16 protein-coding genes are annotated in these 22,574 nt (G+C 68.6%); 10 read left to right on the plus strand and 6 right to left on the minus strand.

The window, feature by feature from the left end; all coding sequences use genetic code 11:
• The first annotated feature begins 137 nt into the window (after nucleotides 1-137).
• Both ARC20_RS08470 and ARC20_RS17945 read left to right on the plus strand, forming a co-directional pair.
• Nucleotides 138-2,594, plus strand: a complete 2,457-nt coding sequence (locus ARC20_RS08470) for a mechanosensitive ion channel domain-containing protein (RefSeq protein ID WP_057646345.1) — start codon at nucleotides 138-140, stop codon at nucleotides 2,592-2,594.
• A 128-nt stretch (nucleotides 2,595-2,722) separates the two neighbouring features.
• Nucleotides 2,723-5,518: a PAS domain-containing hybrid sensor histidine kinase/response regulator gene (locus tag ARC20_RS17945; protein ID WP_237642538.1), complete on the plus strand. Its 2,796-nt coding sequence runs from the start codon at nucleotides 2,723-2,725 to the stop codon at nucleotides 5,516-5,518.
• Between the two features lie 32 nt (nucleotides 5,519-5,550).
• Here the strand turns inward: ARC20_RS17945 and glmS are convergent, their stop codons facing one another.
• Entirely contained in the window at nucleotides 5,551-7,380 is a 1,830-nt protein-coding gene (glmS, locus tag ARC20_RS08480; RefSeq protein WP_057646346.1) for a glutamine--fructose-6-phosphate transaminase (isomerizing), read from the minus strand.
• 202 nt (nucleotides 7,381-7,582) lie between these two features.
• On the opposite strand from glmS, the gene ARC20_RS08485 reads away from it, so the two are divergent.
• The 7 genes from ARC20_RS08485 to ARC20_RS08515 all read left to right on the plus strand — a co-directional run bounded on the left by ARC20_RS08485 (nucleotide 7,583) and on the right by ARC20_RS08515 (nucleotide 16,189).
• The gene (locus ARC20_RS08485) at nucleotides 7,583-8,857 is read left to right on the plus strand and encodes an efflux RND transporter periplasmic adaptor subunit (RefSeq protein ID WP_057646347.1); all 1,275 of its coding nucleotides are present in this window, start codon (nucleotides 7,583-7,585) and stop codon (nucleotides 8,855-8,857) included.
• Nucleotides 8,858-8,901: 44 nt separating this feature from the next.
• Nucleotides 8,902-9,627 (plus strand): ABC transporter ATP-binding protein, encoded by a 726-nt coding sequence (locus tag ARC20_RS08490; protein ID WP_057646348.1) that lies wholly within the window; start codon nucleotides 8,902-8,904, stop codon nucleotides 9,625-9,627.
• A gap of 10 nt (nucleotides 9,628-9,637) precedes the next feature.
• Entirely contained in the window at nucleotides 9,638-10,939 is a 1,302-nt protein-coding gene (locus ARC20_RS08495) for an ABC transporter permease (protein ID WP_057646349.1), read from the plus strand.
• 78 nt (nucleotides 10,940-11,017) lie between these two features.
• Entirely contained in the window at nucleotides 11,018-12,232 is a 1,215-nt protein-coding gene (locus tag ARC20_RS08500; protein ID WP_057646350.1) for an ABC transporter permease, read from the plus strand.
• Nucleotides 12,233-12,245: 13 nt separating this feature from the next.
• Nucleotides 12,246-13,427, plus strand: a complete 1,182-nt coding sequence (locus tag ARC20_RS08505; RefSeq protein ID WP_057646351.1) for an ABC transporter permease — start codon at nucleotides 12,246-12,248, stop codon at nucleotides 13,425-13,427.
• Between the two features lie 81 nt (nucleotides 13,428-13,508).
• Nucleotides 13,509-14,852, plus strand: a complete 1,344-nt coding sequence (locus ARC20_RS08510; RefSeq protein ID WP_057646352.1) for a sigma-54-dependent transcriptional regulator — start codon at nucleotides 13,509-13,511, stop codon at nucleotides 14,850-14,852.
• Nucleotides 14,849-16,189: a sensor histidine kinase gene (locus ARC20_RS08515; protein WP_057646353.1), complete on the plus strand. Its 1,341-nt coding sequence runs from the start codon at nucleotides 14,849-14,851 to the stop codon at nucleotides 16,187-16,189. Before ARC20_RS08510 ends, ARC20_RS08515 begins: the two co-directional genes overlap by 4 nt.
• Before the next feature lie 40 nt (nucleotides 16,190-16,229).
• On the opposite strand, the gene glmU is transcribed toward ARC20_RS08515, so the two are convergent.
• Nucleotides 16,230-17,594 (minus strand): bifunctional UDP-N-acetylglucosamine diphosphorylase/glucosamine-1-phosphate N-acetyltransferase GlmU, encoded by a 1,365-nt coding sequence (glmU, locus tag ARC20_RS08520; protein WP_057646354.1) that lies wholly within the window; start codon nucleotides 17,592-17,594, stop codon nucleotides 16,230-16,232.
• Between the two features lie 84 nt (nucleotides 17,595-17,678).
• Here glmU and ARC20_RS08525 point away from each other — a divergent pair, with 84 nt between their 5' ends.
• Nucleotides 17,679-18,059, plus strand: a complete 381-nt coding sequence (locus ARC20_RS08525) for a GtrA family protein (RefSeq protein ID WP_057646355.1) — start codon at nucleotides 17,679-17,681, stop codon at nucleotides 18,057-18,059.
• Between the two features lie 63 nt (nucleotides 18,060-18,122).
• On the opposite strand, the gene ARC20_RS08530 is transcribed toward ARC20_RS08525, so the two are convergent.
• From ARC20_RS08530 to atpA, 4 genes are all read right to left on the minus strand, one after another.
• On the minus strand, nucleotides 18,123-18,548 hold the full coding sequence (locus tag ARC20_RS08530) for a F0F1 ATP synthase subunit epsilon (protein WP_057646356.1): 426 nt from the start codon (nucleotides 18,546-18,548) through the stop codon (nucleotides 18,123-18,125).
• A 65-nt stretch (nucleotides 18,549-18,613) separates the two neighbouring features.
• Entirely contained in the window at nucleotides 18,614-20,041 is a 1,428-nt protein-coding gene (gene atpD, locus ARC20_RS08535) for a F0F1 ATP synthase subunit beta (protein WP_057646357.1), read from the minus strand.
• Between the two features lie 40 nt (nucleotides 20,042-20,081).
• Nucleotides 20,082-20,945 (minus strand): F0F1 ATP synthase subunit gamma, encoded by an 864-nt coding sequence (gene atpG / locus ARC20_RS08540; RefSeq protein ID WP_057646358.1) that lies wholly within the window; start codon nucleotides 20,943-20,945, stop codon nucleotides 20,082-20,084.
• Between the two features lie 76 nt (nucleotides 20,946-21,021).
• Nucleotides 21,022-22,569: a F0F1 ATP synthase subunit alpha gene (gene atpA, locus ARC20_RS08545; protein ID WP_057646359.1), complete on the minus strand. Its 1,548-nt coding sequence runs from the start codon at nucleotides 22,567-22,569 to the stop codon at nucleotides 21,022-21,024.
• Nucleotides 22,570-22,574 lie beyond the last annotated feature (5 nt).

The raw sequence follows: 22,574 nt of genomic DNA on the forward strand, positions 1-22,574 counted from the left end.
CTATCACCCCACGACGGGAGGGGACACGCGATGGGCAAGGTCGTGTTCGACATCGACCAGTCACGCGAGGGTGGGGCAACCTCGCAGGCGGGCGACCGGCAGAACGAAGTCCGCTACCGGCGCGTGCGGTGACCTGCATGCGCGGCGCATTCCGCAACGCATTGCCGAAGCGCACCTGGCCTGCGTGGTTGGCGGTGGCGCTGTGCGTATCGGGGTGGGCAAGCGCCCAGACTGCGCCCACGGCGGCGCAGCCTCCGCCACCGATATCCGCGCAGGAAATCGTCGAGCACGCCGACGCTGACGAGCGCCTCGCCGTGGCCGCCCTGCAACTGGCGACCGCACCCGATCCCACCGCGGCCATGGCGATACCGCTGCAGAAGATCGCCGATTCGGTGGACACGCGCAGCGCCGACTTCCCCGTGAGCCGCCTGCAGGCCTTGCCCATCATGCGGCTGGAGAGCCTCGCCCGGCACTGGACGTTCGACCGCCGGCGCTTCGAGCGCTGGCGCAACACCTTCAACGATGCGCGCTCGGGTTACCTGGCCGATGCCTCGCTGCTGGCCGAGCGGCGCGCGGCGTGGGATGCGCTCGACGCCCGCCAGGCCAGCCAGCTGCCGGCATTGAGCGCCCGCATCACGCAGGTGCGCCAGCAACTGGAACAGGCCGACACGGCCCTCTCCACGGTGATGACGCAGCAGATTGCGCTGGGCCAGCGCGCCAACGGCCTGGACGTGCGCCTGCAACAGGGGCAGGACCGCGTCACCCAGGCCATCGAGCGCATCGACCGCCAGCTCCTGCACATCGATGCGCCGCCGATCTGGCGCGCGCATGCCGCGCCGCAGGAAGCCTCGCGCGCGGGCGAGGTGATCAGTTCGAGCCTGCAGATCGAAGCCGACTTCGCCGCCGCCTACACCGAGGAGACCGGCGCCCAGCGCCTGCTGCTCAACCTGCTGCAGCTGCTGATGCTGCCCGTGCTGCTGTGGCTGTCACACGTGAGCCGGCGCGCGATCGGCGCCGGCGAGATGAGCCCGGTCGCGGCGCGGGTGATGAGCCGTCCATGGTCGTCGTGGTTGCTGCTCTGTGTCGCCGCGCTGCTGGTAATCGAACAGGACGCGCCGCTGCTGATCCGGCAGATCGCGATGATGATCGCGCTGATCCCGGTGCTGCGCCTGCTGCCGCCGGGGCATCGCGAGCTGCTGGACGTGTGGCCGTACGTGGCGACGATCCTGTACCTGGTCGCGAGCTTCGGCGCGATCTTCATGGGCAGCGCGCTGGTGTACCGCGTGTTCTCGCTGGCGCTGGCACTGCTGGCCCTGGCGGCGACGTGGTGGCTGCTGTGGCGCTCACGGCGTCGTGGCCATGGCCTGCAGGGGCGGCTCGGCCGCTGGCTGCGCGGTGCGGCCTGGTTTGCCTCGGGCCTGTTGCTGGTCTCCGTGGCCTGCAACATCGCCGGCAACGTCTCGTTGGCCGAAATGCTGCTCGATGGCGTGATCTACAGCGCGTACTTCGGGTTGGTGCTGTACGTGATGGTCAACGTCGTGACCACGCTGCTGCAGCTGCTGCTGGGCCGCCCCGGCGCCTCGCGTTTCCGGGTGGCGCCGGAACATGCGCCGCCACTGGTGTCGTGGTTGTTCGGGCTGACCGTAGGCGCGGCGATGATCGGCTGGGGGCTGTATGCGATGGAGAGCTTCCGCATCCTGCGTCCGCTGTACACGTTGGCGCGGCGAGTGCTCGGGCATGAATTCGCCATCGGGGACTTCAGCCTGTCGCTGGGCCACATCCTGCTGTTCGTGGTCGCCACGGTGATCGCGTTCTGGGCGGCGAAGGCGACGCGCCTGGTGCTGCACGAGGTCGCCGACAGCCGCCTGAAGCTGCAACGCGGCACCGCCAACAGCGTGGCCTCGCTGGCGTACTACGGCGTGCTGCTGCTGGGCCTGTTGGGCGCGCTGTCCATCGCCGGCTTCAAGACCAGCCAGCTGGCGCTGATCTTCGGCGCGCTGGGCGTGGGCATCGGCTTCGGCCTGCAGAACGTGGTGAACAACTTCGTTTCTGGCCTGATCCTGATGTTCGAACGGCCGGTGCAGCCGGGCGATGTCATCGACGTGGGGCCCACCTCCGGGCGCGTACGCGAGATCGGCCTGCGCGCCACGCGTATCCGCACGTTCGACGGTGCCGACGTGATCGTGCCGAACGGCACGCTGCTGTCCGACCGGCTCACCAACTGGACGCTGTTCGATCGCAGCCGGCGGATCGAGGTCCCCGTCGGGGTGGCGTACGGCAGCGATGCCCGCCAGGTGGCCGAGCTGCTGGAGGCCACCGCAACGCAGACGCCGGGCATTGCCAGTACCCCGCCGGTGAGCGTGCTGTTCTCCGGCTTCGGCGCCAGCTCGCTGGATTTCGTGGTGCGCGCCTGGACGCCGGACTACGACCATTTCGCCGAACTGCGCAGCGCGTTGCACGCGCGCATCTACGAGGCGCTGGCGCAGGCCGGCATCGAAATCCCGTTTCCGCAGCAGGACGTGCACCTGCATGGCGGCGTGCGGGTCGACCCGCGGGACGACCCCGACGCCAAAGGGAACTCGCAGCCTTCTTGAGGCGGGCACGGCCTCCCAGCAGAAAGACGGCCTCACTTCCCGCCTGATGGATTGACCTACACTGCCGACGCCGCCATGGGTGGCGCGCGCGCTCACCTGGGGCCTTGGGCCGAAAGACTGTCCATCTCGTGAAAACCGATACCTCCGACCACTTCTACCCCGAGCGCGATACCGAACGCGTCCGCCTCGCCCTCGCCGCCGGCGCCATCGTGGGCACCTGGTTCTGGGACGTGCAGCAGGACCGGATGACGGTGGACGATGCCCTCGCCCAGGCCTTCGGCCTGGATCCCGCGTTGGGTCGCACCAACCTGCGGCTGGAGCAGGTCGTGGCCGCCGTGCATCCGGACGACCAGGCCGGGCTGGCCGCGGCCATCTCGCAGGCGCTGCGCATGGGTGGCCGCTACGCGCACCAGTACCGCGCACGCGGAGAAGACGGCCAGTACCGGTGGCTGGAGGCCATCGGCCGCGTGGACGTGGATGCCGCCGGGCAGCCCATCGGCTTCCCCGGGGTGCTGATCGACATCGACGACCGCCGCCGCATCGAGGCCGAGCGCGATGAGGCCCAGACGCTGCTGCGTTCCTTCGTCGAAGCGGCGCCGGGCGTGGTGTACGCCAAGGACCGGCAAGGCCGGATCCTGATCGGCAACCGCGGCGCCACCGAGCTGATCGGCGCGCCGCCGGAGGTCTATGTCGGCCGCACCGACGCCGAACTGCTCGGCAATTCCGCGCAGGCCGCCGCGGTGATGGCGACCGACGAACGCATCATGGCCAGCGGCGTGACCGAGCAGCTGGAAGAAGAAATCAATTTCCCTGATGGCCGGCAGGCCCATTGGCTTTCGACCAAGTCGCCGTTGCGCGATGCCGCGGGCCAGGTCGTCGGCCTTGTCGGCACCTCGCTGGACATCACCGCGCGCAAGGCCGCCGAAGCCCGCCACCTGGAAGTGGAGGAACGCTACCGGCTGGCGGCGCATGCCACCAACGACGCGATCTGGGACTGGCGCCTCGCCGATGGCCACGTCATCTGGAACGAGGCGCTGACCACGCTGTTCGGCCACGCCTACGCCGAGACCTCCGCGCAATGGTGGCTCGACCACATCCACCCCGATGACCTGGCGCGCATCGACGAAGAGATCCATACGGTGATCGAAAACGGCGGCACGACCTGGAAGGGGGAGTACCGCTTCCGTCGCGCCGATGGCAGCTTCGCCCTGGTGTTCGATCGCGGCACCGTGCTGCGCGGGCCCGGGGGCGAGCCGCTGCGCATGATCGGCGCGATGCTTGACCTGTCCGAACGCAGGGCCGCGCAGGCCGCGCTGCAGGAAAGCGAGGAGCGCCTGCGGCTGGCCACCGATGCCGGCGACCTGGGTTTCTGGGACGTGGACATGCTGCAGGACGTGCTGGTGTGGCCGGCGCGCACGAAAGCCATGTTCGGCATTTCCCCGGACGTGGAAGTCTCCATGCGCGACTTCTACGCCGGCCTGCACCCGGAAGACCGCGTCGCCACCAGCCTGGCCTTCGCCGCCGCGGCGGACCCGCACCAGCGCGCGCTCTACGACGTGGAGTACCGCACCGTCGGCAAGGAGGACGGCATCGTGCGCTGGGTCGCGGCCAAGGGACGAGGTCTGTTCGAGGGTGACACCTGCGTGCGCGTGGTCGGCGTGGCGATTGAGGTCACCGCGCGCAAGGTAGCCGAGGCCAAGCTGCAGGAATTGAACGAACGCCTCGAAAGCCGCGTGCTGGCAGAGGTGGCCGAGCGCACGCGCGTGGAAGATGCGCTGCGCCAGAGCCAGAAGATGGAGGCCGTCGGCCAGCTGACCGGCGGCATCGCGCACGACTTCAACAACATGCTGGCGACCGTCATCGGCCCGCTGGACCTGCTCGCCACGCGCATCGGCGCGGACGATGCACGCGCCAAGCGCTACATCGACATGGCCATTGACGGCGCGCGCCGCGCCGCCCAGCTGACCCAGCGCCTGCTCGCCTTCTCGCGCCAGCAACCGCTGCAGCCGGTGCCGGTGGACGCGAACCGGCTGGTGGCCGGCATGTCGGACCTGCTCGTGCATTCGCTCGGTGGCAGCGTGCGGCTGGAAACCGTGCTGGCCGCCGGGCTGTGGTGGACGTATGCCGATGCCAACCAGCTCGAGAACGTGATCCTCAACCTGGCGGTCAACGCCCGCGATGCGATGGAAGGCGGCGGCCGGCTCACCGTGGAAACCGCCAACTGCCACCTCGACCACCACTACGCGGCCGACCACCTCGGCGTGCCGGCGGGGCAATACATCCTGATCGCCGTCAGCGACAGCGGCAGCGGCATGCCGCCGGAGGTCATCGCCAAGGCGTTCGATCCGTTCTTCACCACCAAGAAGGTGGGCCAGGGCACCGGGCTGGGCCTGTCACAGGTCTATGGGTTCGTGAAGCAATCCGCCGGCCACGTGAAGATTTATTCGGAAGTCGGCCAGGGCACGACGGTGAAGGTGTACCTGCCGCGCCTGATGGTGGATGCCGGCGAGCGCGCGCAAAGCCTGGCCGGTAGCGCGCTGCCGCTGGGCGATGGGCAGGAATTGATCCTGGTGGTGGAGGACGAGCCGCTGGTGCGGCAGTTCTCCACCGATGCGCTGACCGAGCTGGGTTACCAGGTGCTGGCTGCCGACTGCGCGGCCACTGCGCTGATGCTGCTCGACGCGCATCCGGAGATCGTGCTGCTGTTCACCGACGTGGTGATGCCCGAGGTCAACGGGCGGCAGCTGGCCGACGAGGCGCTCAAGCGGCGGCCCGGGCTGAAGGTGCTGTTCACCACCGGCTACAGCCGCAACGCGGTGGTGCATAACGGCGTGCTCGATCCGGGCGTGCAGCTGATCGGCAAGCCGTTCACCGTGGAGGAGCTGGCATCGCGCGTGCGCGCGGTGCTCGACGACGCCGGCTGAGCTGAGCGCAAAGCCGGCGCGACGCGCTCGCCTTACTCCACCGTCACCGACTTCGCCAGGTTGCGCGGCTTGTCCACATCCGTACCGCGCGCCAGCGCCGTGTGATACGCCAGCAGCTGCACCGGAATCGTATGCACGATCGGGCTCAGCACGCCCACATGGCGCGGCGTGCGCATCAGGTGCACGCCTTCGGATTCGGTGAACTGGCTGTCCTGGTCGGTGAACACGAACAGCTCGCCACCACGCGCACGCACTTCCTGCATGTTGGACTTCACCTTCTCCAGCAGGCGGTCGTTCGGCGCGATCACCACCACCGGCATCGAGGCATCCACCAGCGCCAGCGGCCCATGCTTGAGCTCGCCCGCCGGGTACGCCTCGGCGTGGATATAGGAGATTTCCTTGAGCTTGAGCGCGCCTTCCAGCGCGATCGGGTAGTGCAGCCCGCGGCCCAGGAACAGCGCGTTCTGGTGCGTGGCGAAACGCTCGGCCCAGGCCATGATCTGCGGCTCCAGGTTCAGCGCGTGCTGCACGCTGCCCGGCAGGAAGCGCATCTGCTCCAGGTAATCCGCTTCCTGCGCCGCATCCACCTTGCCGTGCAGCTTGCCCAGCACCACGGTGAGCTGGAACAACACGGCCAGCTGCGTGGTGAACGCCTTGGTGGACGCCACGCCGATCTCCGCGCCGGCGCGCGTGTAGCACACCAGCTCGCTGGCGCGCGGGATCGCGCTCTCCGGCACGTTGCAGATCGACAGCGTGTGCTTGTGGCCCAGTGACTTGGCGTACTTGAGCGCCTCCATCGTGTCCAGCGTCTCGCCGGACTGGGAAATCGTCACCACCAGGTGTTTCGGGTTCGCATAGGCGGCGCGGTAGCGGTATTCGCTGGCGATCTCCACCGAGCACGGCAGGCCGGCGATGGCCTCGATCCAGTAACGCGCGGTCAGGCCGGCGTAGTAGCTGGTGCCACAGGCGAGGATCTGAACGCCCTCGATGCCGCGCAGGACCTCGGCGGCATTCGCACCGAACAGTTCGGCCGGGAAGCCACCCGCGTCGATCGCCGCTTCCAGCGTATCGGACAGCGCGCGCGGCTGTTCGTGGATTTCCTTCTGCATGAAGTGGCGGTACGGGCCCAGCTCCAGCGAGGCCAGCGAGACGTCGGACACATGCACCGGCCGCTCGACCTGCGCGCCGTGCTCGTCGAACACGCGCACGCCTTCGCGGCGCAGCTCGGCGGTATCGCCCTCCTCCAGGAAGATCACCTGCCGCGTCGCCTGCACGATGGCCGAGACGTCCGAGGCGACGAACTGCTCGCCTTCGCCCACGCCCACCAGCAGCGGGCAGCCCATGCGCGCCACCACCAGCCGCTCCGGCTCGGCCTGGCTGATCACCGCCAGCGCGTAGGCGCCGGTGAGCTCCTTCACCGTCACCTGCAGCGCCGCCAGCAGGTCATGGCCCTGCTGCAGGTGGTGGTGGATCAGGTGCGCGATGACCTCGGTGTCGGTCTGCGACTCGAACGTGTAGCCCAGCGCGCGCAGTTCCTCGCGCTTGGCCTCGTGGTTTTCGATGATGCCGTTGTGGACCAGCGCCACGCCCTGGCTGATATGCGGATGCGCGTTGGCCTCGGTGACGCCGCCATGCGTGGCCCAGCGGGTATGCCCGATGCCCAGCCGCGCGGCGAAGCCCTCCTCGGCGGCGGCAGCGGCCATCTCGGAAACACGGCCGGTACGGCGCACGCGGCGCAGCCGCGCCTGGTCAAGGACGGCGATGCCGGAGGAGTCGTAGCCGCGATATTCGAGGCGCTTGAGGCCTTCGATCAGGACGGGAACCACATCGCGATCCGCGATCGCGCCAACAATGCCGCACATGGAAAGTCTGCCGGGGTAAAGGCGGACATTCTGCCATGTCCGTTTCTGACCGACCCCTGACCCTGGCCGGACAGCGCGTCCGCCGCGGTGTCCGCGGACACTGCGGACACTTTTCGCACGCCCGGACAGCCTTTGGATTCAATGGCTTGCATGTGGCACGGAAACTGCTTTGATCCCACGGACTCCACCCACCCAGACACCCATGGCCATCCGCGACACCTCCGCCCAGGACCACGTCATCTCCCGCCAGGCTGCCCCCGCGCCGTGGCGCCGCTGGATCTGGCCGGGCGTCGGCGCCGCCGTGGTGCTGGCCGGCATCGCCTGGGCGGTCTCCGGCTGGAGTGCCGGCAGCCGCTCCTTCCAGGCCTCGCGGGTGCGCATCGCCGAAGTGCAGCGCGGCGACCTGGTGCGCGACATCTCCGCCGACGGCCGCGTGATCGCCGCCAACAGCCCGGTGCTGTATGCGATCTCCGCCGGCACGGTGACCTTGAAGGTGGTGGCGGGCGACGTGGTCAAGCAGGACCAGGAACTGGCGGTGATCGACAGCCCCGAGCTGCGCAGCAAGCTGGCGCAGGAACAGGCCACCCTGGCCGGCCTGGAAGCCGAAGCCAGCCGCGCGGCGCTCGACGCCGTGCTGGCCCGCGCCACCGCCAGCAAGACCACCGACCAGGCCGGCCTGGTACGCACCGCCGCCGAACGCGACCTCGCCCGCTACCAGCGCGGCTTCGACGGCGGCGCGGTGCCGGAGGTCGACCTGGCCAAGGCGCGTGACGAACTGAAGAAGGCCGAGATCGAACTGCAGCACGCGCAGAAGGATTCGGCGCTGGAAAGCCAGGGCGCCGACCTCGACGCGCGCAACAAGCGCCTGCTGGCCGACCGCCAGCGCGCGGTGGTGGCCGAAGTGCAGCGCCAGGTCGACGCACTGACCCTGCGCGCGCCGTTCGACGGCCAGGTCGGCCAGGTGCAGGCCACCCAGCACACGAACGTGGCGGCCAACGCGCCCATCCTCGGCGTGGTGGACCTGTCCAAGTTCGAGATCGAGATCAAGGTGCCGGAGAGCTTCGCCCGCGATCTCGCCATCGGCATGCCGGCGCAGCTCACCAGCGGCAGCGGCGAACCGTTCCCCGGCGCGATCTCGGCGGTGTCGCCGGAAGTGGTCAACGGCGAGGTCAACGCGCGCATCCGCTTCAGCGACAAGCAGCCGGCCGGCCTGCGCCAGAACCAGCGCATGAGCGCGCGGGTGGTGATGGATACGCGCCGCAACGTGCTCAAGGTCGAGCGCGGCCCGTTCGTCGAGCAGTCCGGTGGCCGCTACGCCTACGTCATGGACGGCAACGCCGCCGTGCGCCGCCCGGTGCAGCTGGGCGCCGCCAGCCTGGGCGAGATCGAAGTGCTCTCCGGCCTGCAGCCCGGCGACCGCGTGGTCGTCTCCGGCAGCGACCAGTTCGCCGACGCCGAGCGCGTCACCATCCATTGATTCCCTTTCCACCCGTCATCCCACATCACCAGAAGGAACGCCCCATGCTCCAGATGCAGTCGGTCTCCAAGGTCTTCCGCACCGAACAGGTGGAAACCCATGCGCTGCGCTCGCTCGACCTGCACGTGCGCGAGGGCGAATTCGTCGCCGTGACCGGCCCGTCCGGTTCGGGCAAGACCACCTTCCTCAACATCGCCGGCCTGCTGGAGACCTTCACCAGCGGCCAGTACCTGCTCGATGGCGAGGACGTCAGCCACCTCAGCGACGACGCGCGCTCGCGCCTGCGCAACCGCAAGATCGGCTTCATCTTCCAGGGCTTCAACCTGATCCCCGACCTCAACCTGTTCGACAACGTCGACGTGCCGCTGCGCTACCGCGGCATGCCGGCCGCCGAGCGCAAGCAGCGCATCGAGGACGCGCTGGGCAAGGTGGGCCTGGGCTCGCGCATGAAGCACTACCCGGCCGAACTGTCCGGTGGCCAGCAGCAGCGCGCGGCGATCGCGCGCGCCCTGGCCGGCAGCCCGCGCCTGCTGCTGGCCGACGAACCGACCGGCAACCTCGACTCGCAGATGGCCCGCGGCGTGATGGAGCTGCTGGAGGAGATCAACGCCCAGGGCACCACCATCGTCATGGTGACCCACGACCCGGAACTGGCCGCGCGCGCGCAGCGCAACGTGCACATCGTCGACGGCCAGGCGACCGACCTGGCACGCGAAGCCGTGCTGGTGCGCCCGCACGGCGTGGCCACCCCGATCGCCGCCCACGAGTGAGGCCCCCGCCATGTTCGGCTACTACTTCAACCTCGCCCTGCGCAGCTTCCGCCGCAACAAGGTGCTCACCTCGCTGATGGTCGTGGCCATAGCGCTGGGTATCGGCACCAGCATGACCACGCTGACGGTGTTCTACATCCTCTCCGGCGACCCGTTGCCGGGCCGCAGCCAGAACCTGTACTACGTGCAGATGGACCCGGCCTCGATGGACGGCTATCTCGCCGGCGAGGAGCCGGCCGAACAGGTCACCCGCTTCGACGCCGAGAAGATGCTGGCCGAGAAGAAGGCCGACCGCCAGGCAGTGATGACCGGCGGCAACATCGCGCTGGAACCACAGAAGTCCGGCCTGCGCCCGTTCAACACCGATGCGCGTTTCACCTCGGCCGACTTCTTCCAGATGTTCGGCGTGCCCTTCGAGTACGGCAACGCGTGGAGCGCCGCCGATGACGCCGGGCGCGCGCGCGTGGCGGTGATTTCCAAGGAGCTCAACGAGAAGCTGTTCGACGGCCAGAACAGCGTCGGCAAGACCATCCGCCTGGAGCAAAACGATTTCCGCATCATCGGCGTGCTCAAGTACTGGCGCCCCACCCCGCGCTTCTACGACCTCAACAGCGACCGCTACGGCACCGTGGAAGAAGTGTTCGTGCCGTTCTCCAGCGCGGTGGACCTGAAGTTCAGCCGCTCCGGCTCGATGGATTGCTGGGGCGACTCGAACAAGGACGAGACCTCGGTCAACGCGCCGTGCGTGTGGCTGCAGTACTGGGTGCAACTGGACAGCGCCGCCAAAGCGTCCGACTTCCGCCAGTACCTGTCCAACTACTCCGACCAGCAGCGCCAGGCCGGCCGCTTCGAGCGCCCGACCAACGTGCGCCTGCGCAACGTGATGGAGTGGCTGGAGTTCAAGAACGTGGTGCCCAACGACGTGCGCCTGCAGACCTGGCTGGCGTTCGGCTTCCTGGTCGTGTGCCTGGTCAACACCATCGGCCTGCTGCTGGCCAAGTTCATGCGCCGCAGCGGCGAGATCGGCGTGCGTCGCGCGCTCGGCGCCTCGCGTCGCTCGATCTTCGCCCAGGCGCTGGTGGAGGCCGGCACGATCGGCCTGGCCGGCGGCATCCTCGGCCTGGGCCTGGCGCTGCTCGGCCTGTGGGCGGTACGGCAGCAGCCGGCCAGCTACGCCGAACTGGCGCACCTGGATCCGCTGATGCTGGTGACCACGTTCGTCCTCGCCCTGGTGGCCAGCCTGCTTGCCGGCCTGTTGCCGGCCTGGCGCGCCTGCCAGGTCGCCCCGGCGCTGCAGCTCAAGTCCCAATAACCGCTTTCCGTTGACCCGGCCGCGCGCGGAGCTCTCTCTCCAGCGGCCGGGGCAGCGGACCTTCTCGGGAAGACCCTCATGGAAATCCGCCCCATCCTTTCCACGCTCCGCCGGCACAAGACGGCCGCGGCGCTGATCGTGGTCGAGATCGCGCTGAGCTGCGCCATCATCTGCAACGCGCTGTTCCTGATCGGCAACCGCCTCGAACGCATGGACCGCGTCAGCGGCGCGGCCGAGGACGAGGTCGTGCGCGTGCAGATCACCGGCATCGGCCGCGACGACAACCCCCGCGCGATCACCGCCTCCGACGAGGCCGTGCTGCGCAACGTGCCCGGCGTGAAGTTCGCCAGCGTCGCCAACCAGGTGATGTTCGGCAATTCGTCCTGGAACAGCGGCGTGAACCTCACCCCGGACCAGAAGCGCGCCACGCTCAACGCCACCACCTACCTGGGCGGCGAGCAGCTGCTCGACACGCTGGGCCTGCAGCTGGTGGAAGGCCGCAAGTTCAACCCGGACGAGTTCCTCGACGCCGAGGACGATACGGCCAAGATCCCGGCCGTCATCATCACCCGCGCGATGGCCAACAAGCTGTTCCCCGGGCAGTCGGCGCTGGGCAAGAGCATCTACAGCTGGGGCGACAACCCGATCAAGGTGGTCGGCGTGGTCGACCACCTCGCGCGTCCCAACGAGGGCAACCGCGGCGCGGACTCCTACGAATACTCGATGATGTTCCCGATCCACATCTCCTACGCGATGGGTGGCAACTACCTGCTGCGCACCGACCCGGCGCGCCGCGACGAGGTGATGAAGGCCGCCGTGGCCGCGCTGGAACGCAACAGCCCCAACCGCATCATCCTCAAGCAGGAAACGCTGGAGGAAATGCGCCAAAGCTACTACCAGCAGGATCGCTCGATGGCGTGGCTGCTGGTGGCGGTGTGCATGGCGCTGCTGGTGGTGACCGCGCTGGGCATCGTCGGCCTGGCCAGCTTCTGGGTGCAGCAGCGCACCAAGCAGATCGGCATCCGTCGCGCGCTGGGCTCCACGCGCGGCCAGATCCTGCGCTACTTCCAGACCGAGAACTTCCTGCTGGCGACCATCGGCATCGTGATCGGCATGACCCTGGCCTACTCGGCGAACCTGTGGCTGATGGAGCGCTACGAGTTGCCGCGCCTGCCGCTGATCTACCTGCCGTGCGGCGCCATCGCGTTGTGGCTGCTGGGGCAGCTGGCGGTGCTCGGCCCGGCGCGGCGCGCCGCGGCGGTGCCGCCGGCGGTTGCCACGCGCAGCGCCTGAGGCAGGTGCAGCGATGCTGGGCGCCGATCCGTTCCTGGCATCGCTGCGGCGGCACCGGCTGGCCGCGGGCCTGATCGTGCTGCAGTGCGCGCTCACCACCGTGGTGCTGGTGCTGGCACTCGCCAAGGCCGGCGAGCTGCGGGCGCGGATCGCCGCGCCCAGCGGCACGGACGAATCGCGGCTGGTGCGGCTCGTTGTCCGCGGCCCGGCCGACGCCGCGGTGCAGTCGCGCGAGCGGCTGGCGCTGGCGCGATTGCCCGGCGTGGCCCGCGTCAGCGCGATCAACCAGGTGCCGTTCGGCATCGACTACTGGTCGGCGGATTTCAGCCCCGCACCTGGCTGGGCGAACGGCATGGTGCGCGCCACCCTGTACCTGGGCGACGAAGGGTTGCGTGCGCAGCTGGGCGCGCCGCTGCTGGCCGGGCGTGATTTCCTGCCGGCGGAGTACACCGCTATGGACCTGCACGCGGTGGACAGCGTGCAGGTGGATGCGGCCTTCGCCCGCAAGATGTTCCATGGCGAACCGGCGGTGGGCCGCACCCTCCATGCAGTCGGTACACGGCCGTTGCGCGTGGTCGGCGTATACGCGTCCCTGCAGGGGCCGCGTGCCGACGAGCGGCCGACGCTGATCCTGCCGATGCGTTTCGCGCCCGGGCAGGCCAACACCTACCTGCTCCGCCTGCACGACCCCGCGCCGCCCGACGCGCACGCCGTGGGCGCGGCGGTCGAAACGCCGGCGTCGCACCGATGGGTCGTGGACTATCGCAGCCTGCCCGAGCTGCGCGAGGCCTACTACCGGAATGACCGCTGGTGGGTCGCGGCCCTGCTGCTGGGCATGGGGTTATGGCTGCTGTGTACCGGCGTGGGCCTGGCCAACCTGGCCGACCTGCTGCTGCAGGCACGCCTGCGGCAGATCGGCCTGTGCCGCGCGCTGGGCGCCCGCAGCGCGCAGATCCGCTGGCAGCTGCGGCGCGAGAACCTGCTGCTCGCCGGCGCCGGCGCGCTCGCCGGGCTCGTGCTGCTGCATCTGTTGCTGTTGGCATGGCCCTGGCTGGGCGCGCAGCTCGGCACCGGCGGCGTCGGGCTGCAAGCTTTCGCCGTCGGCTTGATGCTGCTCACCGGCCAGTGCGCGATGTGGCCGATCACGCGCGAGGCCGATGCGGTGCCACTCACCGGTGGCATGCGCCCTGCCTGAGCCCTTCGGCGCTGCGGCGCGACTTTCCCCTGCGCAACTGCGATCATCCGCCAGACCCCACACTCCACTGCCCTCGACACGATGTCCAACGTCCTGATCATCGATGACAACCACGCAGTCGCCACGGCACTGGAAGTGCTGTTCTCGCTGCATGACATCGAGACCCGCCACGCCGATTCGCCGCAGGCCGGCCTGGCGCGCCTGGAGGAGCAGGCGTTCGACCTGGTGATCCAGGACATGAACTTCACCGCCGACACCACGTCCGGCGAGGAAGGCCAGGCGCTGTTCGCGCAGATTCGCGACCGCCATCCCGACCTGCCGGTGATCCTGCTCACCGCCTGGACGCACCTGGACAGCGCGGTGGAACTGGTCAAGGCCGGCGCGGCGGATTACATCGCCAAGCCCTGGGACGACCGCAAGCTGCTGACCACGGTCAACAACCTGCTCGAACTGTCCGAGGCGCGGCGCGAACTCGACCGCCGCCGCGACCGCGAGCAGCGCAGCCGCCAGCAGCTGGCCGAGCGCTTCGACCTGCGCGGTGCGGTGTTCGCCGACCCGGCCAGCGAGCGCGCCATCGCGCTGGCCTGCCAGGTCGCGCGCTCGGACCTGCCGGTGCTGATCACCGGCCCGAACGGCAGCGGCAAGGAGAAGATCGCCGAGATCATCCAGGCCAATTCGTCCGTGCGTCACGGACCGTTCGTGGCGCTCAACTGCGGCGCGATTCCTTCCGAGCTGATCGAGGCCGAACTGTTTGGCGCTGAGGCCGGCGCGTACACCGGCGCCAACAAGGCGCGCGAAGGCAAGTTCGAGGCGGCCGACGGCGGCACGCTGTTCCTCGACGAGATCGGCAACCTCTCCGCTGCCGGGCAGATGAAGCTGCTGCGCGTGCTGGAAACCGGACGCTTCGAGCGGCTGGGCTCCAATCGCGAGCGCCAGGCCAAGGTGCGCGTGATCAGCGCGACCAATGCGAACCTGCCGGCGATGATCCGCGAAGGCAGCTTCCGCGAAGACCTGTACTACCGCCTCAACACGGTGGAAGTGGCGATGCCGCCGCTGGTCGAACGGCCGGGCGACATCCTGCCGCTGGCGCAGCACTTCCTCGCCAGCGGTAAGCCGCTGTCGCCGCAGGCGCGCAGCCTGCTGCAGCGACACCCGTGGCCGGGTAACGTGCGCGAGCTGCGCAACGTGATCCAGCGTGCCGAACTGCTCTCGCAGGGCGTGCGCATCGAGTCCACCGATCTCAACCTGCCCGCGCCGCCGGCCGTGCGACTGGCCAGCAACGGGCAGGAACCGGATCGCGCGCGCATCGAGCAGGCACTGTCGCGCGCGCACGGCGTCATCGCGCAGGCCGCCGCCGACCTGGGCATGAGCCGCCAGGCGCTGTACCGGCGCATGGACCGTTACGGCATTCCGCGCGAGGGATGATGAGCCGCTCCTTCACCTTCCGCCTGTTCCTTCGCCTGTTGCCGGTGCTGGCGCTGGCCGCGGCGATGCCGTGGCTGCTCGCCTACTGGCTCGACCGCGGCTGGGAAGTGGCCGTCGTCTCCGGCGTGCTGCTGCTCACCCTGATGTGGTGGGTGCTGCGCCGCGCGACCGCACCGATGCGCTCGCTGTTCCGCGCCTTGGCCGGCACCACCAGCAGCTACCGCGACGGCGAGTACAACTTCGGCGTGCATTGGCGCGGCGACGACGAGCTGGCGCAGCTGGTGCAGGCGCACATGGACCTGGGCGACGTGCTGCGCGAGCAGCGCCAGAGCCTGGTGCAGCGCGAGCTGATGCTCGACACCATGGTGCAGAACACGCCGGTGGCGATGTTGCTGGTGGCGGCGGGTGGCGACGGCATCCGCCGCATCACCTTCTCCAACGTGGCCGCGCGCAAGCTGCTGCATGGCGGTTGGCGACTGGAAGGCCAGCGCATCGACGCGCTGCTGGAGCAGATGCCGGCCGAACTGCGCGATGCCATCGCGCGTGGCGGTGACAGCCTGTTCGCGGTACGCGAGGAGGATGGCGACGAGGACGACGAACAGATCTACCACCTCGCCCATCGCAGCTTCCATCTCAATGGCCGCGTGCACGAACTGCTGCTGATCCGCCTGCTCACGCCGGAGCTGCGCCGCCAGGAAGTGCAGACGTGGAAGAAGGTGATCCGCGTCATCAGCCACGAATTGAACAACTCGCTGGCGCCGATCGCCTCGCTGGCGCATTCGGGCGCCGAGCTGGTGCGGCGGCAGAAGACCGAGCGGCTGGGCGAGGTGTTCGGCACCATCGAAGATCGCGCGCGCCACCTGGAAGGCTTCATCCGCGGCTACGCCCGCTTCGCCAAATTGCCGCAGCCGCAGTTGCAGACCGTGCAGTGGGAGCAGTTCCTCGGCGGGCTGCAGCAGCAGATTCCGTTCCGCCTGCACATGCAGTCACCGGACCTGTGCAGCCGGGTGGACGTGGCGCAGCTGGGCCAGGCGCTGCTCAACCTGCTGAAGAACGCGCACGAGGCCTGCAGCGAGGCCAACCCGCCCAACGAAGACGTGGAGCTGCGGCTGACCCGTCTGCCGCAGTGGCTGCGCATCGAGGTGCTCGACCGCGGCAACGGCATGAACGAGGCGGTGCTGCAAAACGCGCTGATGCCGTTCTATTCGACCAAGCGCAACGGCACCGGCCTGGGCCTGGCGTTGACGCGGGAGATCGTGGAGGCCCATGGCGGGCGCATCTCGCTGCAGAACCGCAACGACGGCGGCTTGTGCGTCGCGATCCTGCTGCCGGGCTGACACGTCCCGCGGCGCGGGCCGTGCCACATTCGAGCGGTGATTACTTCTTCTTCGGCCGCTGCCAGCCTTCGATGCTGACCTGCTTGGCGCGCGCCACCGTCAGCTGCCCGGCCGGCGCGTTGCGGGTGAGCACCGAACCCGCGCCGATGCTGGCGTTGTCGCCGATCTCGATCGGCGCCACCAGCGCGCTGTTGGAGCCGATGAAGGCGCCATCGCCGATCTTCGTGACCCACTTGTTTACGCCATCGTAGTTGCAGGTGATGGTGCCGGCGCCGACATTCACGCCCGCGCCGATCTCCGCATCGCCCAGGTAGGTGAGGTGGTTGGCCTTGCTGCCCACGCCCAGCCGCACTTTCTTGGTCTCGACGAAGTTGCCGACATGCACGCCGTCGGCCAGCACGGTGCCGGGACGCAGGCGCGCGTAAGGACCGATCTGCACCGCGCCTTCGGCCACCACGCCCTCCAGGTCGCAATGCGCGCGCACCACGGTACCGGCGGCGAGCTTCACGTCGCGCAGGCGGGTGAACGGGCCGATCACCACGCCGTCGCCCAGCTCCACGTCGCCTTCGAACACGACATCGACGTCGATGCGCACATCGAGCCCGACCTTGACCGTGCCGCGCTGGTCCACGCGCGCCGGATCGGCCATGTGCGCGCCCTGCAGGCACAGCGCCTTCGCCGCCCGCAGCTGGAACGCGCGTTCGAGCTGGGCGAGCTGCCACGGGTCATTGGCGCCTTCGGCCTCTTGCGGGTCGGCCACGCCGACCATGTCCGCCGGGCTGAACTCCGCGGCGGCGCTGGCGAAGACGTCGGTGAGGTAGTACTCGCCCTGCGCGTTGTTCGGCGAGAGCTGCGAAAGCCAACGGCGCAGCGCGGTGGATTCGGCGGCAATGATGCCGGTGTTGATGACGCGGATGCGGCGCTGCTCGTCGTCGGCATCCTTCTGCTCGACGATGGCGGCGACCTTGCCTTCGGCATCGCGCACGATGCGGCCATAGCCGGTGGGGTCGGCGGGCTCGGCCACCAGCACCGCCAGGCGCGCCTGGGCGTCGAGCAGGCGCTGCAGCGTCTCGGTGCGGATCAGCGGCACGTCGCCGTACAGCACCAGCACGTTGGCGGCGTCGGGCACCTGCGGCATGGCCTGTTCGACCGCATGGCCGGTGCCCAGGCGCTGCGTCTGTTCGGCCCAGCGCAGGTCGTCCTGCCCGGCGAAGGCGGCACGCACCTGCTCGCCACCATGGCCGTGCACCACATGGATCGCCTCCGGATGCAGCTGCCGCGCGGTGTCGACCACGTGCGCGAGCATCGGCCGCCCGGCGATGGGCTGCAGCACTTTCGGCAGCGCGGACTTCATCCGCTTGCCCTCGCCGGCGGCGAGGATGATGACGTGCAGGGGAAGCGACATGGGCGGGCGATCTGCGAGGAGAGAAGGCGATTCTAAGCGCTGCCGGTTAGCATGGCGTCTTCCGTTTCCCGCCAGACACCGTCCATGAGCCTGCTGCGCCAAGGCACGCATTACGTCCTCATCGGCCTGCTGCAGTTGCTGCTGGATTGGCTGGTGTTCGTCGGCGCCACCGCGCTGGGCATGCCGGTACCCGCCGGCAACATCACCGGCCGCGTGGCCGGCGCGCTGCTGGGCTTCTGGTTGAACGGACGCATCACCTTCGCCCGCGATGGCGCGCGGCTGGGCTGGCACCGCTTCGGCCGCTTCGCGGTGGTGTGGTCGGTGATGACGGTGCTCAGCACCTGGCTGGTCGCCACGGTGGCGCACTCGCTCGGCCTGCAGTGGGCCTGGCTGGCCAAGCCACTGGTGGAAGGCGGGCTGGCGGCGGTCACGTTCTTCCTGTGGCGCCACGTGGTCTACCGCTGAGGGAACGCCCCAAACAAAAACGCCGGCCCAGGGCCGGCGTTTTCGCTCAAGCCGCCAGGCGGCTCAGTGCTTCAGGTTGCGGCGCAGGCGCTCCAGCGCCTGCAGCTGGGCGGTGACTTCGGCCAGCTTGGCCTGGGCCTCGGCCACTTCCATCGCCTCGCCGCGGTTGGCCAGGATGCGTTCGGCTTCTTCCTTGGCCTTGCGCACGGCGGCTTCGTCGATGTCCTGCGCGCGCACGGCGGTGTCCGCCAGCACGGTGACGACCTGCGGCTGCACTTCCAGGATGCCGCCGGAGATGGCGAAATCCAGGTGTTCGCCGCTGGCGGTGGTGACAACCACCTTGCCCGGCTTCAGGCGGGTGATCAGCGGCGCGTGCTTGGGCGCGATGCCCAGCTCGCCGAGTTCGCCGGTAGCCACGACCAGGGTCGCCTCGCCGCGGAAGATCTCCTGCTCGGCGCTGACGATGTCGCAACGGATGGTGCTGCTCATGGTTCGCTTCTCTTCCGTTCGATGCCTTCCCGCACGCGGGAAGGCACCAGGTCAGGGGCCGGGGATCAGGCCTTCTCGGCCATCTTCTTGGCCTTCTCGACGGCTTCGTCGATCGTGCCGACCATGTAGAACGCCTGCTCCGGCAGGTGGTCGTACTCGCCGTCCACGATGCCCTTGAAGCCGCGGATGGTTTCCTTCAGCGACACGTACTTGCCCGGCGAGCCGGTGAACACTTCGGCCACGTGGAACGGCTGGCTGAAGAAGCGCTCGATCTTGCGTGCGCGCGACACGGCCTGCTTGTCTTCCTGCGACAGCTCGTCCATGCCCAGGATCGCGATGATGTCCTTCAGCTCCTTGTACTTCTGCAGGGTCTGCTGGACGCGCTGGGCGGTGTCGTAGTGCTCGTTGCCGATGACGTTCGGGTCCATCTGGCGGCTGGTCGAGTCCAGCGGGTCGACCGCCGGGTAGATGCCGAGCGAGGCGATCGAACGCGACAGGGTCACGGTCGAATCCAGGTGGGCGAAGGTGGTGGCCGGCGACGGGTCGGTCAGGTCGTCCGCGGGCACGTACACGGCCTGGATCGAGGTGATCGAACCGGTCTTGGTCGAGGTGATGCGTTCCTGCAGGACGCCCATTTCCTCGGCCAGGGTCGGCTGGTAGCCCACCGCCGACGGCATGCGGCCCAGCAGCGCGGACACTTCGGTGCCGGCCAGGGTGTAGCGGTAGATGTTGTCGACGAAGAACAGCACGTCGCGGCCCTTGCCGCTGGCGTCCTTCTCGTCGCGGAAGTATTCGGCCATGGTCAGGCCGGTCAGCGCGACGCGCAGGCGGTTGCCCGGCGGCTCGTTCATCTGGCCGTAGACCATCGCCACCTTCGAGTCTTCCGGCTTCTCGACGTTGACGACGTTGGACTCGATCATCTCGTGGTAGAAGTCGTTGCCCTCGCGGGTACGCTCACCGACGCCAGCGAACACCGACAGGCCCGAGTGCGCCTTGGCGATGTTGTTGATCAGTTCCATCATGTTGACGGTCTTGCCGACGCCGGCGCCGCCGAACAGGCCGACCTTGCCGCCCTTGGCGAACGGGCACATCAGGTCGATGACCTTGATGCCGGTTTCCAGCAGCTCGGTGGCCGAGGCCTGCTCGTCGAAGCTCGGGGCCGCGCGGTGGATTTCCCAGCTGTCGGTGCTCTTGACCGGGCCGGCCTCGTCGATCGGGTTGCCCAGCACGTCCATGATGCGGCCCAGGGTGCCGGCACCGACCGGCACGGAGATGCCGCGGCCGGTGTTGGTGGCGACCAGGTTGCGCTTCAGGCCGTCGGTCGAACCGAGCGCGATGGCGCGCACGACGCCGTCGCCCAGCTGCTGCTGGACTTCCAGCGTGACCGCGGTGCCCTCGACCTTCAGCGCGTCGTACACCTTCGGCACTTCGCTACGCGGGAATTCGACGTCGACGACCGCGCCGATGATCTGAACGATCTTGCCCTGACTCATGGATGGATCCTCTAGAAGTGATGCTGTTGAGCCGCGCGCGTCAGACTGCCGCTGCGCCGCCGACGATTTCGGAAATTTCCTGGGTGATCGCTGCCTGGCGGGCCTTGTTGTAGACCAGTTGCAGGGTGCCGATCAGCTTGCTGGCGTTGTCGCTGGCGGCCTTCATGGCCACCATGCGCGCGGCGTGCTCGGACGCCACGTTCTCCAGCACGGCCTGGTACACCAGCGACTCGATGTAGCGCGTCATCACGTGCTCGAGCACGGTCGCGGCATCGGGTTCGTACAGGTAATCCCAGTCGTGGTGGGCGACCTTCGCTTCGGATGCCGGCAGCGGCAGCAGCTGGTCGAAGCTGGCCTTCTGCGTCATCGTGTTCACGAAGTGGTTGTAGACCAGGTACACGCGGTCCACGCGGCCTTCGGTGAAGGCGTCCAGCATGACCTTGATCACGCCGACCAGCTGCTCCACGTGCGGGGTGTCGCCCAGGTGGGTGACGCTGCCGACCATGTCGACCTTGACCCGGCGGAAGAAGGTCGACGCCTTCTGGCCGATGGTCACCACGTCCACGTCGGCGCCCTTGTCCTGCCACTGGCGCATTTCGCCCAGCATCTTGCGGAACAGGTTGTTGTTGAGGCCGCCGGCCAGGCCGCGGTCGGAAGAGACCACGATGTAGCCGACCCGCTTCACCTGCTCACGCTCGACCAGGAACGGGTGCTGGTAATCGGTGCTGGCCTGCGCCAGGTGGCCGATCACCTGCTTCATCGCCTGCGCGTACGGCCGCGAGGTCTTCATCCGCTCCTGGGCCTTGCGGATTTTCGAGGCCGAGACCATTTCGAGCGCGCGCGTCACCTTGCGGGTGTTCTGCACGCTCTTGATCTTGGTTTTGATTTCGCGTCCGCCTGCCATCTTCGCTCGCTCTGATCGCTGTCTGGTTGGGCCGGGGCACGTCGCCGCGCCCCGTCACCCTGCCCGGTTGCCGGTATTACCAGCTGCCGGTGGTCTTGAATTCTTCGATGCCCTTCTTGAAAGCGGCCTCGATGTCGCCGTTCCAGTCGCCGGTGCTGTTGATCTTGCCGACCAGCTCGCCCTGGGTGTTGGCGAAGTGGGCGTGCAGGCCGTCTTCGAACGACAGCAGCTTGGCGACCGGCACGTCGTCGAGGTAGCCCTCGTTGACGGCGTAGATGGTCAGCGCCTGGTTGGCGATGGACATCGGCAGGTACTGCTTCTGCTTCATCAGCTCGGTGACGCGCTGGCCGCGCTCGAGCTGCTTGCGGGTGGCTTCGTCCAGGTCCGAGGCGAACTGCGCGAACGCAGCCAGCTCACGGTACTGGGCGAGCGAGATGCGGATGCCGCCCGACAGCTTCTTGATGATCTTGGTCTGGGCGGCGCCACCGACGCGCGACACCGAGATACCGGCGTTCACGGCCGGACGGATGCCGGCGTTGAACAGGTCGGTTTCCAGGAAGATCTGGCCGTCGGTGATCGAGATCACGTTGGTCGGCACGAACGCGGAGACGTCGCCGGCCTGGGTCTCGATGATCGGCAGCGCGGTCAGCGAACCGGTCTTGCCCTTCACCTCGCCATTGGTGAACTTCTCGACGTACTCGGCCGACACGCGGGCCGCACGCTCGAGCAGGCGCGAGTGCAGGTAGAACACGTCGCCCGGGTAGGCTTCGCGGCCCGGCGGACGCTTGAGCAGCAGCGAGATCTGGCGGTACGCCACGGCCTGCTTGGACAGGTCGTCGTACACGATCAGCGCGTCTTCGCCGCGGTCCATGAAGTACTCGCCCATGGTGCAGCCGGCGTAGGCCGAGATGTACTGCATGGCGGCCGACTCGGACGCGGTGGCGGCCACGACGATGGTGTGGGCCAGGGCGCCGTTCTCTTCCAGCTTGCGCACGATGTTCGCGACGGTCGAGGCCTTCTGGCCGATCGCCACGTACACGCACTTGATGCCGGTGCCCTTCTGGTTGATGACGGCGTCGATGGCCATCGCGGTCTTGCCGGTCTGGCGGTCGCCGATGATCAGCTCGCGCTGGCCACGGCCGATCGGGATCATCGAGTCGACCGACTTGTAACCGGTCTGCACCGGCTGGTCGACCGACTTGCGCCAGATCACGCCCGGCGCGACGCGCTCGACCGGCGCGGTCAGCTGGGCACCCAGCGGACCCTTGCCGTCGATGGGCTCGCCCAGTGCGTTCACCACGCGGCCCAGCAGTTCCTTGCCGACTGGCACTTCGAGGATGCGGCCGGTGGTCTTGGCCACGTCGCCCTCGCGCAGGTGCTCGTAGTCACCCAGGACCACGGCGCCGACCGAGTCGCGCTCCAGGTTCAGCGCCAGCGCAAAGGTGTTGTTCGGCAGTTCGATCATTTCGCCCTGCATCGCGTCGGCCAGGCCGAAGATGCGCACGATGCCGTCGGACACGCTGGTCACGGTGCCTTCGTTGCGCGACTCTGCGGACAGCTTGACCTTCTCGATGCGGGTCTTGATCAGTTCGCTGATTTCGGAGGGGTTGAGCGTGGTTGCCATCGTTC

The sequence above is a fragment of the Stenotrophomonas panacihumi genome, from assembly GCF_001431645.1.
GTDB classification, from domain to species: Bacteria; Pseudomonadota; Gammaproteobacteria; order Xanthomonadales; family Xanthomonadaceae; genus Stenotrophomonas_A; species Stenotrophomonas_A panacihumi.

Excerpts from the sequence above, each read along its gene's own strand:
- ARC20_RS08500 (WP_057646350.1), top strand. The coding sequence starts at position 11,018 with ATGGAAATCCGCCCCATCCTTTCCACGCTCCGCCGGCACAAGACGGCC.
- ARC20_RS08470 (WP_057646345.1), top strand. The coding sequence starts at position 138 with ATGCGCGGCGCATTCCGCAACGCATTGCCGAAGCGCACCTGGCCTGCG.
- glmS (WP_057646346.1), bottom strand. The coding sequence starts at position 7,380 with ATGTGCGGCATTGTTGGCGCGATCGCGGATCGCGATGTGGTTCCCGTC.
- ARC20_RS08515 (WP_057646353.1), top strand. The coding sequence starts at position 14,849 with ATGATGAGCCGCTCCTTCACCTTCCGCCTGTTCCTTCGCCTGTTGCCG.
- ARC20_RS08490 (WP_057646348.1), top strand. The coding sequence starts at position 8,902 with ATGCTCCAGATGCAGTCGGTCTCCAAGGTCTTCCGCACCGAACAGGTG.
- ARC20_RS08505 (WP_057646351.1), top strand. The coding sequence starts at position 12,246 with ATGCTGGGCGCCGATCCGTTCCTGGCATCGCTGCGGCGGCACCGGCTG.
- atpG (WP_057646358.1), bottom strand. The coding sequence starts at position 20,945 with ATGGCAGGCGGACGCGAAATCAAAACCAAGATCAAGAGCGTGCAGAAC.
- ARC20_RS08525 (WP_057646355.1), top strand. The coding sequence starts at position 17,679 with ATGAGCCTGCTGCGCCAAGGCACGCATTACGTCCTCATCGGCCTGCTG.
- ARC20_RS08495 (WP_057646349.1), top strand. The coding sequence starts at position 9,638 with ATGTTCGGCTACTACTTCAACCTCGCCCTGCGCAGCTTCCGCCGCAAC.
- atpA (WP_057646359.1), bottom strand. The coding sequence starts at position 22,569 with ATGGCAACCACGCTCAACCCCTCCGAAATCAGCGAACTGATCAAGACC.
- ARC20_RS08530 (WP_057646356.1), bottom strand. The coding sequence starts at position 18,548 with ATGAGCAGCACCATCCGTTGCGACATCGTCAGCGCCGAGCAGGAGATC.
- atpD (WP_057646357.1), bottom strand. The coding sequence starts at position 20,041 with ATGAGTCAGGGCAAGATCGTTCAGATCATCGGCGCGGTCGTCGACGTC.
- ARC20_RS08510 (WP_057646352.1), top strand. The coding sequence starts at position 13,509 with ATGTCCAACGTCCTGATCATCGATGACAACCACGCAGTCGCCACGGCA.
- ARC20_RS08485 (WP_057646347.1), top strand. The coding sequence starts at position 7,583 with ATGGCCATCCGCGACACCTCCGCCCAGGACCACGTCATCTCCCGCCAG.
- glmU (WP_057646354.1), bottom strand. The coding sequence starts at position 17,594 with ATGTCGCTTCCCCTGCACGTCATCATCCTCGCCGCCGGCGAGGGCAAG.